Annotated in this window: 13 protein-coding genes; 3 read left to right on the forward strand and 10 right to left on the reverse strand. The window is 32.9% G+C overall.

The features are described 5' to 3' along the window. The first annotated feature begins 96 nt into the window (after window positions 1–96). Window positions 97–723 carry a hypothetical protein gene (locus tag LAV82_RS30485; RefSeq protein WP_098526849.1) on the forward strand — a complete coding sequence of 209 codons (627 nt, stop codon included), beginning with the start codon at window positions 97–99 and terminating at the stop codon, window positions 721–723. 343 nt (window positions 724–1,066) lie between these two features. Here LAV82_RS30485 and LAV82_RS30490 read toward each other — a convergent pair whose 3' ends face one another. Further along, window positions 1,067–2,296: an ATP-grasp domain-containing protein gene (locus LAV82_RS30490; protein WP_499717577.1), complete on the reverse strand. Its 1,230-nt coding sequence runs from the start codon at window positions 2,294–2,296 to the stop codon at window positions 1,067–1,069. A gap of 166 nt (window positions 2,297–2,462) precedes the next feature. Here LAV82_RS30490 and LAV82_RS30495 point away from each other — a divergent pair, with 166 nt between their 5' ends. Beyond that, entirely contained in the window at window positions 2,463–3,494 is a 1,032-nt protein-coding gene (locus LAV82_RS30495; protein WP_098325131.1) for a YheC/YheD family endospore coat-associated protein, read from the forward strand. Window positions 3,495–4,164: 670 nt separating this feature from the next. On the opposite strand, the gene LAV82_RS30500 is transcribed toward LAV82_RS30495, so the two are convergent. From LAV82_RS30500 to LAV82_RS30535, 8 genes are all read right to left on the reverse strand, one after another. Further along, complete coding sequence (locus tag LAV82_RS30500) at window positions 4,165–4,494, reverse strand: hypothetical protein (protein WP_499717578.1); 330 nt, start codon at window positions 4,492–4,494, stop codon at window positions 4,165–4,167. A gap of 362 nt (window positions 4,495–4,856) precedes the next feature. After that, on the reverse strand, window positions 4,857–5,375 hold the full coding sequence (locus LAV82_RS30505) for a hypothetical protein (RefSeq protein WP_499717579.1): 519 nt from the start codon (window positions 5,373–5,375) through the stop codon (window positions 4,857–4,859). A gap of 227 nt (window positions 5,376–5,602) precedes the next feature. Next, window positions 5,603–6,889 (reverse strand): replication protein, encoded by a 1,287-nt coding sequence (locus LAV82_RS30510; protein WP_499717580.1) that lies wholly within the window; start codon window positions 6,887–6,889, stop codon window positions 5,603–5,605. A 653-nt stretch (window positions 6,890–7,542) separates the two neighbouring features. Then, a complete protein-coding gene (locus LAV82_RS30515; protein WP_499717581.1) occupies window positions 7,543–7,869 on the reverse strand; it encodes a hypothetical protein in 327 nt (108 codons plus the stop codon). 69 nt (window positions 7,870–7,938) lie between these two features. Further along, complete coding sequence (locus tag LAV82_RS30520; protein WP_057275400.1) at window positions 7,939–8,361, reverse strand: hypothetical protein; 423 nt, start codon at window positions 8,359–8,361, stop codon at window positions 7,939–7,941. Next, window positions 8,361–8,618: a hypothetical protein gene (locus tag LAV82_RS30525; protein ID WP_489851710.1), complete on the reverse strand. Its 258-nt coding sequence runs from the start codon at window positions 8,616–8,618 to the stop codon at window positions 8,361–8,363. Before LAV82_RS30525 ends, LAV82_RS30520 begins: the two co-directional genes overlap by 1 nt. 277 nt (window positions 8,619–8,895) lie before the next feature. Further along, window positions 8,896–9,279, reverse strand: a complete 384-nt coding sequence (locus tag LAV82_RS30530) for a response regulator transcription factor (protein ID WP_499717582.1) — start codon at window positions 9,277–9,279, stop codon at window positions 8,896–8,898. A 104-nt stretch (window positions 9,280–9,383) separates the two neighbouring features. After that, the gene (locus LAV82_RS30535; RefSeq protein ID WP_499717583.1) at window positions 9,384–9,545 is read right to left on the reverse strand and encodes a hypothetical protein; all 162 of its coding nucleotides are present in this window, start codon (window positions 9,543–9,545) and stop codon (window positions 9,384–9,386) included. A 340-nt stretch (window positions 9,546–9,885) separates the two neighbouring features. Here LAV82_RS30535 and LAV82_RS30540 point away from each other — a divergent pair, with 340 nt between their 5' ends. Further along, window positions 9,886–10,170, forward strand: coding sequence for a hypothetical protein (locus tag LAV82_RS30540; protein ID WP_499717584.1), 285 nt, complete (start codon window positions 9,886–9,888; stop codon window positions 10,168–10,170). A gap of 28 nt (window positions 10,171–10,198) precedes the next feature. On the opposite strand, the gene LAV82_RS30545 is transcribed toward LAV82_RS30540, so the two are convergent. Next, window positions 10,199–10,699, reverse strand: a complete 501-nt coding sequence (locus LAV82_RS30545) for a hypothetical protein (protein ID WP_499717585.1) — start codon at window positions 10,697–10,699, stop codon at window positions 10,199–10,201. Window positions 10,700–11,760 lie beyond the last annotated feature (1,061 nt).

Here is an 11,760-nt window from a genome sequence, read left to right on the forward strand (position 1 = left end):
GTGAAAGTGAAAAAAAATAAGTATAGCTCTTCAGACAAAGATGAAGTGAAAGTGAAAAAAAATAAGTATAGCTCTTCAGACAAAGATGAAGTGAAAGTGAAAAAAAATAAGTATAGCTCTTCAAGTAAAAATAAAGCAAAAATAGAATCGGCACACCAAGAGTGTATTGACCGTGCTTATCGTATTCCCATATTTTTAAGTACAACAACTCATTTAAATGACAACCAACAACGGTTTCTAGACCGTCTAATTTTAGAGATTGAGAATGCTTTGCTTTTTCCGCGTACATTACCTCTAAGCGAAAGTTATCCCGAATCCATTTTAACTGATATTCGTCGGCTAGTTTCATCAAGCTATGGAATGTTGGCCGTAAACCTTCGTCGTTTTAAAATTCAAACAGTTGACGTCAATACAGGACCCCTTCCACCATCCACTCCATTCTGGGTAGGATCAGTTTATTCACAAGTAGAACCTTCAATGGCTTTTCAATTTGGTCTACCCTTATTATTAGTAAGGGAAGAAGATACTGACGAAAATAATGGAATTTGGGCAGGAGGGATTGCTCCACTCAACCTATTTATAGTTTGGCATTCTGAAACTCAAACTGTAGATGAATTCTTTAACACTCCTGAATGGAAATCAGCCTTTGCAAATTGGAGTGCACAAGTAAGAAATGCTTTTTATATTCAAACCAAGCCTAAGTTCAAGTACAGTTGTGAATGATAAACCGGTACTTTTGCATCAAGTCGAAAATATACAAAGTTTTGCTCACCCTTCTAGAAGCTAATCAGCTTGAAGTTGATATCAAATTACCTTAAATTAGATGTTTAATTCAGATCCTTGGTTAACAGTACGAGAACGTTTTTTACTTTTGGTTTGTTCTAAGTCTTGAACAATATGTATCCATATAAAAAAACATTGGCTGAGACTTAGTCAATGTTTTTTTATTTGTTGAATTCTTTATTTTATCTATTATGCTTAATTGGAGGCATTGATCTTTCATTTTAGAAATGGTACAAAAACGTTTTTTTCTGTTCTCGTTGTTTAGATCTGACAGTCTGCACCTTTATGTTGCATCTGTTGGTTCAATTTCAAAAGAAATTTCTTTTGCTGCTTCTAAAGCTATTTTTTTAGCCTCTTTTTTATAATGTGATGATGTTAAAATATATCCATATCGATGACCCATTGAGGTAGGTGGCCTTAGAATCGCCCCTTTTCTTGGTTTTATATAAACTTCTTCCACTCCCGGATAATTAGAACTACGTTCTTTTCCTGTAACTTTAATTAGTTTTCCTTTAGAATGGACTGTTAAATAATGAGCATATACATATTTATAGTGATTTTTAGTCAAGGAAGGTTCATTACCTAACATTAACTGCATAGTTTCCTTTACTAAGTTAATTCCATGTCCAATTTCAATCATACGATTCATAGCTCCGCCTGATATTCTTGGATTTATCTCAATTAATTTCCAACCATCATTTGCTCTACGTAACTCAAGATGACAAGCTCCATTTTTCATATCAAAAGCCTGTATAATAGAACTGACAGCATCGAAAAGACTATGATATAGTCTATCATTTAATTGTCCTAATAAAGAATAACCTGTGACGATAAAACGTTTGAAAATTGTGATCTCCTGTTCAATCACAGCAATAATATAAATCTTTCCATTATGGACTAACACCTCAATTAAGTACTGGGGTCCATCCACATATTCCTCAAGTAAAATTTCTTCATTAGGTAATTTTTTCAAAAGAGTTTTCATAGATGCATGTAACTCAGTTTTATCCTTTGCCAATAATACATCTTTTGATCCTGTTGATTTGGGGGACTTCACGATAAGAGGAAAATTTATTTCTTCAGCTTTAAGAAAAGATGACAATGATTCTGTTGGTTTGTAAATTAAATAATTAAGTGAAATGGGTAATTCCTTTAGCACATTACGAGTCAATATCTTATCTTCCATATGATAGATTGCATCAGTGGATATATCACTCTGACAGAATTCCTCTGACAGACGTGCAGCTACATAAACAAAAGGATCGATAAAACTAAAAATCCCTTGTATATTTTTCCCTTCCTTTTTTAACTTTTTTATTATTGTAACTAAATTATTATAATCGTTTGTATCAGTGAAAATCATTTGGTGTACATCTGGGAATTCATTTCGTTCCTCAAGAAATTTTTTTCTGCGAGTTAACAAAACCGTAAAGAAATTAAGTTTGTTTGCTGCTTTAATTGCTTCTCTACTCGATCCAGATTTATTTGTTTCAATAAGTACAATAGTATCCATAAACATCTATCATCCTATTCTAAGATTTCATCATATAAAATACACATATTTCCTTCTCTTAATCTATGATATAAAAAAAGGACAACCAGGGTTCATCAAAAACAAATAATATATGAAATTAATGAATATACCTAAACAATTAAGAGTAAGGGAAAGGATGGTTTTTATGACTTTAATCGGCATGCTTCATCATCGTAAAGACCCAATAAATGCAAAAAAAGCTTATGCTTTTGCTATAGTTGCCAAAGGTGAAGGAATAGACTTTTTTTATTTCACTCCAGGGAAGGTGGATTTGAAAAAAAAAGTTATTTTAGGAATGGCCTACGAAAAAGGCAAATGGGTTGAGAGAAAATATTCTTACCCTGATGTTATTTATAATGCTAGCGCCCCTGTAAACGATAAAATGGCAAAAATAACTCATGAATTAAGCAAGATTATCCCATTCACTAGTCACTCCGTTGGTGATAAATTAACCGTTTATAATAAGGTGAATCAGGCTAAGAAATTTACCCAGTATCTTATTCCTACTTCAAAACTAACTAGTTATAAGGTCTTGTTAGATATGGTTGAACGCTATAAAAAAATAATCGTAAAACCTTTATCTGGACATAAAGGGGCAGGTATCTTCTTTGTAGAGAAAACGGATAATTATTATGATATTAGTAAAAACGAACAAAAGTTAAAACTTAGTGAAAACCAACTAATAGAGTTTATCGAGAGTCAGATAAGCGAGGGTACTTACTTAGTTCAGAAGTTTATAACATGCAAAATAAAATCTGGAAATGTATATGATTTTAGACTACATGTGCAAAAAGATGGAAATGGAAATTGGGTAATTACCTCAATATACCCAAGAATAGGTAGAAAGGGAAGTATTGTATCAAATCTAGGTAACGGCGGTTATACTTGCTTTACCGACATCTTTTTAAAACAGGAATTTAGTGATAACTACTATAATATCCAAAAACATCTCGAACAATTTGCCCTACAGTTTTCTAACCATTTTGAGTCTCTATATGAAGATGTACTATTTGACGAGTTAGGACTTGATGTAGGACTTGATAAAGAAAACAAATTATGGCTTTTTGAAGTTAATTGGAGACCAGGTACTCCTATCACCAGTAATGGTGAATTGAATGTAGTAAAGAACATGATTCAATATGCTCGATATTTGGCTAATAAAAGCAAACAGGATTAGATGTCTTTTATTTATATATAGATATTAGCATTTTTAGTTTATATAATTTACATTCTGTAATCTTAAAAAAACTCTCTACTGCTAAAGGAGTTTTTCTTTTACGTATCAAGGTTTCATGACTGATATTACAATACAATATCAGTAAATCGTGGAATAGATACATCACCAGTATAGTTACCTATTTCAATCACCTCTTTTCTTTGATTCTTTATATTAAATGAGAATCAAAGAAAAGAGGTGATTGCTTGTACAAGTGCCGATTTTTTAAAAAAGGCTTTTTAGTGGCTGTACAAACCTCAAAGACCTTTCTAAGAGCAAATTAACTTAAAGTTAATATAAAACCTTAAGAAAATAAAAAGGGATTATAAGGCTATTACATACCCAATTCAGGTCCCTGGCTTCTGTTTGTAGAAATCGTCCGAAGACGTTTTTTAGTTCTGTCTTGCTGTTCAAATTTAATCGCTTGTTTTTAGCTTTAACCATACTATGAAGTCCTTTTAGGGCATTTTGATTCGTCTGAAGCTGTTCTCCTCATGCGTAGATTTGCAGTCATTGTTTATTTAGAACATAGTTCTAAATAAACATAACCTATCATTAATCCATCTTCTAAGAGAAAACTCGTTTAAATAGCTCAAATTTTCAGTGGCAACATTCTTTTCAATACCCTTCTCTAATAATCTTTGATGATGTTGATATGTTTGCAAAACTCATAAAATACCCTTGAAGATATAGGGTGTAGCTTGTTATGATACACCCCGCGCCCTCCGTGTTTGGTTTGAATATACAAAATTTCAACGATACTTCCGATTTTCTCTTCCACACAGGCGACAGAACAAGCTGTATAGACAACCCTTTGGTCACTAAAACCTTTCCCAATTACTTGATAGTACACGCCTTCCCTCTGAGAAGAGACTTTTTTGCCACATGAGGGACAATCCCACACCCAGGGATGAAAAGGACGTTTCTTTTCCAACGTTTTTGCTTGAAGAATAATGTCCACTTTTGACAACTCCTTTAGCTAAATGTCACGCTAGTTTGAATCGGGCCTTTCCGTTCATTCTCAATAGCTTGTCTGATTGTCAAAATTAATTCGCTTCGGCTTGTCTCTTTATTCGCGTAGTCCATGAAAACACCTGAATCTTGAATGTACTCAAAATGTTTATCGTTTTCTCCTAATACTCAAACAATCAGTCTTTCCACTGTTAGAAAGCCGTCTGACTATACATTCAATGCGTGAATAGCATCAAGGACTTTGTGACCTTTTGCCTCTAAGCTGTCTAATAGGTTTTCAACCATGGTAGACCTCCTGTTTTGCTTTTAAGATTCATTTATATAAAGAGAGGTATAAAACCCTCTCGGCGCTTATTCCTCTAAAGTAAGTTCAAAAATAAGCTGGTAATTACGGTCGGTTAAGTCGATTTCAATGATTTGGACATCTCCCCCGTACCAATCCGTTCCAGTAATAATTAATTTGGCCGTATTGAAATAAAATTCCTCCGAAAAATGCGGACGGAACGTATTTCCTTCCACTTTCTCTAAAGCCTCATACTTTTTGACTTCTCGCAAATAGAGATCCGCATAGAACGGATGGCCTTTCCAAAAGGCTCTAGCGTTCTTTTCAACATGTGATCGAATATAGGTATGACGCTCTTTAGTGCTCATTTTTCTTACATGGCGAGGATAGTCTAAAATGTGACTATCAATAAATGATCCCTTTTCATCATGAAAGAAATCACCATACAGCCCTTCAATCGAAAAATCATCAATATGCGCTCTAACACCAAAATCCTCTTGTTCTTCTAATTCGCGGCTAACAAGAATAGTAAGGACTTCTTCTTCGTTCTCTGCTTTCGCAACGGCAAAAAGGGACTCCCCCTGCATTGATAGCGAATAGTTTTGTCACATTGTGCTCCCCCTGGATTTAATTTGATAGTCTTTCCCACAGTATTCAAATTTTCCGCTATAGGTGATTGTTTTAGGGTGTACTTTTAAAGCAAGGGAGGGGAAGGTCCCCCCTTCCTATTTAGGCATTTATTATTTAGGAATATATTTTAAATAAACTTACTCTATTAATACTTTAGCTTCTAAGGGATTTCTGCACATTTTAATTAGGAAGCTGTGTCTTTCAACTGGTCATGTTGACGCAGTAAAGCTTGCTCCTCTGGATTTAGTGCTTTCCCTATATCCTGTTTCAACTGTGCCATTTTTAACGAACTGTACGTAGAACTGTGCTCTTGTAACAAGCTTTCTTCTTCTGGCGTTAACTCTTGCCCTAAATCTTGCTTTAATTGAATCATTTCAAGCTGTTGATCCAGAGAAATAGATGCTTCCTGTGTACACTCATTTTGCTTCTGTTCAGCTTGTAACCAGGCAGGAACCACTTCCTTACGGATGATATGTTTAGGCGTAAATAGTGCTACTGTTTCAGCTTCAGTATGTATGTCTGACTCAGATGATTGTTCTTCCTTATTCCCTTTTAGTAGATTGGTAAATTGATTATAAGCAATTTGATAAACAAGACGACACATCTCATCTAGTGATAGAGTAGTACCCTTATGATTAGCCTCATGAACATATTTATCTAACCCTACAAGGGCTGTATAAGCCATTTCATGTACTTGCTCTTTGATAATCTCAATCTCTGTATCTCGTTTTACGGCTTTTGCCGCATTTTGAATACGAGCATAAAATTCTTTTAGTTGATGACCATATTTACCTGCATACACATGATTTACTTTTTTAGGCACACCTTTGATATAAGCAAATGACTGTGAAGCAGATATTAAATGATTATTTATATGATTTACAGGTAAATCAAGGTTAATAAAGGCATTGGATGTTTTTTGGCCCTCTAAGCTTGCTGTATCAACGTTTTCAGCACGTTCAGGAGTTGTCACAGGAGTTGTCACAGGAGTTGTCATTTCTTCTTGTTGAAGCGTTTGTACACCTGTTGTGTCATGGGCAAAAAAGATCTCATCGCAAATTCGATTAAAATTCTTATGGCTTTTAAGGACAAACACATAGCTGTCAGGGTGAGCACCTGTTGTATCTTCTTTAATGTAACGTGCCACAAGTATAAAGGGTGTATCTTTTAATGATTTCACAAAACGAGAAACGGTACTTTTAGATGCGTTAAATTTTTTCATCAGTGTTTCTGAACGGATCGCTTGAATACCCGTAGCTACAAGATTATAAATTACGTGATCTAACATTTCCATTCGTTTTTTAGGGAATTCTTTATGTAAGGCTGCTTGTTGTTGTTTAAAATAAGTACGAAGTGTTTCCAGGAATTCTTCTTTCCTTTTACGAAGGGTAGGTTTTTGTCTCCATAACCATGTGAATGGTCCATTGAAGGTATCTACATCTTTTAAATAGCAAGTCAATATCTTGTTCATCTGTTCATCTTCTCCTTTAAGGAATACAAAAAAGACACTGTCTCCCTGATGAAAGGAAAACAATGTCTTGATTTAGATGAACGAAGCCCTTGAAATAGATGTCAATTTCATATAAAATAAAAACATAAGTTTTATCTTATCGATAATGAAACTATTAACAAGAGACTTCGACAAGTGTTTTCCCTACTGTGTATAGGGTGAACGGTTTAAGAGTGCTGTAACACTACTTAAACAGTTGAAGTCTTTTTTCTATCCGCACGTTTTTGTTAGTTTTATTATAGCGTTAACTAGTCTTATAATTCAATAAAAATTAGCAAAATATATCAAAACAAGTATTTTTAGCTACGATCTGTTTGTTATTTCTTTAAGAGTCGACTTCATCATATCTGAATTTGTGGAATCTGGGGAGGGGTATTTTTTTACCCCTCCCCAATTATTTAAAAGTATGTTATAATGCTAGTTTTTTAATAACGCTGAAGGTTTATTGATTAGTAACATTTCAATGATAATCGTAAATGGTTCCTATTGTTAGGGTGATTTTTTGTTAATGTATAAGAGAAGATTATCTTATTAAAAAAAGTGCGGTACTAAATCTTATATTTAGTTAGTTCGATTTCTACTTTTTTATGATAAAGGGATTATGTTTTAATTAATTAACATAGTCTTACAAGCTTCATACGCTTTGTATAAGGCTCATATGGGTCTTCTGGATAGTTCACCATTACTTGATCAATTTGAGGGCTCTCACCAGCCTTTTTAAGCGTTATCATTAAATCATAAGCTTTTGTCCGTTCTTTACGTACCAAACGCAGCAAAACTAACAAATCATAGGTATGAAAGCATGCAAGTTCATTAAAAGGTTTCTCAACGTCCTCTAAGACCACAAATTCTTTTAATTTGGGTCTTTTTATATTTAAATTAGCCCCACAAAAAGAGCAGCTTTCTTCTAATCCTTCTGTCCCACAATAACTACATATCAAGCTATATTCACCTCGTTTACTAAAAGGAAAAGTAGGCTTAAGCCTACCTAGCTAGCCTTAAAGGCTATTTTAGCTTTTAGGATATTCTTTATCTAAACGTTTTTGTCGCTGATTCACAATACGTTCCCCTACAACTTTTTTAGCAAGTTTAGTTTCTTCTAGCTCTAGAAGATCCGTTGTCATAATCCCCTCATAGCCATGGTGAAAATACAATCCATTCATGAATTCGATAAGAATTTGGGTGTTTTTATCTGCACTATTTGTTCCTAATCGAATTTTTTTAAGTTCATTTTTTAATACACCATGAAGATTTTCACTAACGGTTTCCGTAATGTAGTCTAACGACCATTCTTTCTTTTTTTCTTCTCGATACTTTTTACAGATATCCATAATGGCTTCTCCTGGGAAACGAAGTTTATGTTCAGCCATATAATCTTGGATGTATTGATCCGTTTCTTTATCAAGTGTAATCATACGTCGTTGTGTTTCCATTACTCCTCCACATCTCCCATCAGTTCATAGATAATATCATTCATCTTTTCAATTGATATCGCACATTGTTTCATCATTTCGATGTTCTGATCAATGATCGCTTCTAATCTTTTTTCTCTTGCTACTTGCTCATCAAAAAAAGCTAATACTTCAAATTGTTCTTTCAAAAACTTTTGACGGGACATCCCATTTTCTTTCGCTAGTTCATCAACTTTTTTCATAGCAACCGGATCAATATTGCGTAAAAAGATATCCATGAAATCATTCCTTTTCTATCAAATTGCAAAAATTCCAGTACGAGTAGAGAAGAGCATAAGGGGTTTTTGATATCACATGGCTGTGATATGCTGGGCAAAGCCCAGCAAAACAACGTTTTCACCCTCAAAAAAGTGACCCCACGAAAACTTCCAGTCTGTCGACCTGCTGTTGACCTAAAGAGTAGAAAATGAGCCTAATGTTGACCTAGTGTCGACATCATTTTTTACATCTTTTTGCAGATGTTGACCTACTGTGCACTCAACGTCCACTCAACTTTTATGAAGTTTTAACGAGTTTTTGAAAAATTTCTTGATGATAATTCGTGAAGTTTTGAGAAGAAGTCTGGGTAGTTTTTTTATAATAATCGATTGCTTCTTTCATCGAAGAAACGTTTAATTTTTGTAGAATGCTACGTCTCTGAGTCTTAATTGTGTTCTCTTCTTTGAACAAAATATCTTGCATTTCTTTAACAGAATGGCCATCAAGTGCAAGAGCAAAAACGTCTTGTTCAGATGACGTAAATTGTTTCAAAAAAAGTTTTTCTTTAAGTATCTGACACTCTTCTACCACACGTTTAAGACGATCTACTTCTTGTACTAAATCAGAAGCTACGCTCAAAATATTCTCGATACCCAGTAACAATTTTTCGGTTTGATCCATCATAAGACCCTCCTATTTTTTGAGGGCAACCCATGTTATAATGAAAGTCCATATTAAGTTCTACATGGGGTGCTTCCTTTGCAGAGGAAGTGCCCTTTCTTTGTTTACTTTACTTTTCTTACTTTCTTCACATGTTCTTCTAATAAAGCCTTTACATACTTCGTAATACTTGTATCATTCTCTACAGCTAAGAAACGCAACTCCTTGTGTAACTCTTCTGGAATATCACATGTAAGTCTTCGATTACCTTCTTTAACCCTGCTCATATGCTCTCCTTTTTCGCAACGTATTTAAGTTGCAACGTTGCTATAATTATAAATATAAAGTATATAATTACCAAATTCAATTGGTGAATCTTGCTCAAGTCTAAAAAATGGAACTAAAAATCTTTAAATATTTATTAGATTCTTGATATATTAGCATTTTCAAGAAAAAAACATAATATATTGTAAATAGTCCTCTGTGTTTTTATTTAAAAAAAAGAAATTTTGTTATATAATTCAATAAAACCGCATATACTAGTATATTTTTGATTTATTTTGTCCAAACAACTAATTAGTAGGGGGGATTATGATGAGCATTACTGTAGACAAGGAGATCGTTAAAATGAATAAACAAAATCAGAATGATGATGTTATTCTGCAAGATGAACATTTTTTTGGCGGTAAATTAAGGGTTAAAAATGTACCTTTTATAAAGCTCGAAGAACCAACCTCTACTAACGAAGAATTAGTAAAGGACGCTTTTACAGGCTTAATGGTTTCAATTATCGCTGAATATTTACACGAAGAAAATAAAATTACTGATAATTTAGAAGTAGATTATCAAACTTTTTCTCATTATCCTGCTATTATGGAAAAATTCAATGAATATGCAAATTATATAAATTAAAAAGAGCCTCCTAAAAGGAAGGCTTTTTTTAATTTATAACAGTTATTATTGTTACTTTTTCCTGAAAAGCAATACAAATATGAGTTTCTATACCGTCTATTTCGCTGATTAATCTATAAGTTAATCTTCCTCGACCTTTCCATTCAGCTAAATCGTGTAGTTCATTTGCGTTTTTCAAAGCATTTAATACCTTTATTTTAGTAATAGGTCTAATCTCTACATCGTCTCTTTCTGGATCACGATTTTCTATTCTTTCTATTGCTCTATCTTCAGCATGATCTGTAAAAGCAAAAAGACTCAGTAACTTGATTGGGTTTTTTTCTTCAAAATGATAATGAAGTGTACTTAGTACTTCTTCTTTTTGTAGATCATCTAGTTGAACTTTTACAACATCATCTTCTTCTAACCATTCTTTCAATTTCTTCAATTTAGCTTCTTTAATTATTTCTTGGCGTTGTGATGGAGTAAGTCCGACTAAGTCTCTTACTATAATTTCTACTCCATCTTTAGTTATAATGTTATAGTCCAACTCTCATCACCTGTTATCATAGTTTTTAATAATCTACTAATATTATATTCATGAATAGGCTAATTTTAACATAATTAATTTTTTTATTTTATTTATAAATTCAAATATAAATATAAATCTATAATAATCGCAAAGCTAGTTAACATAAAACGGATTCTCGGCACCTAAAAAAATATTCCTTTTGTTATTTTAAATCTCATCCTTTAGTCGTAAAAATCTATTAAAAAGTTACTCTTACAGTTGGATAACAATTTTGTGTTAATAAAATACAATAAAGGTAACAAATATAAGTTATTTGGACGGATGAAATAACTAAAGGAGTGTTGAAAATGTCTGAGAAAAAACATGATTTTAAACATTACTGGAACGAAATAATTAAATCATTAATTGCAACAAAATAAAAAAATGTAACTTAACATAATGGATTTTATAGGTAGTCATAACGCAAAGTGAGAAACATAAAATATAATCAGGAACTATCAGCCTGATCTTTCCTTAAGAAAAAACAATCCATCTCCCACGGATTGTTTTTTCTCTTTTTATATAAATGATTAATTTTTATACATCTTGAGCAAACTACCCAAGATGCAATGAGGCATCACTCATGAAACCCAATTACGTAACAGAAAAAGACTACTTCTTTTGACTGGAAAGAAGTAGTCTTTTTCTGTTTTTAAGTTATGTACTCTTACTATATCAATCAAAGTTAATAAAATTTTTATAATATCAGCACTTGTCCAAACAATTGTAATTACTTTACATATCATAAATTATGCGACTAACCATTCTGTCTCTTTCTATAAATCAGAGAAAAAACTACTGACGGATCCAGTAGTTTTTTCTTTTTTTAAGCTGTATGAAATAGTAGAAAACTTAGATAAAATGAACGCTTGTCCAAACCTTTTTCATTACTTTGCATACTATAATATTGAGCAACCTAACCTCCTTGCTCTTTAAATAGATTTCTAGTTCATATATTGCGATTAGAAAGAAGCCCATGAATTAATTCATGGGCTGTTTGCCATCCTTACAAAGGATGAAAATAGAGTAAGAGTTGTGGT

Origin of the sequence: Bacillus sp. ILBB4 (genome assembly GCF_035064545.1) — a bacterium.
Taxonomy (GTDB): domain Bacteria; phylum Bacillota; class Bacilli; order Bacillales; family Bacillaceae_H; genus Priestia.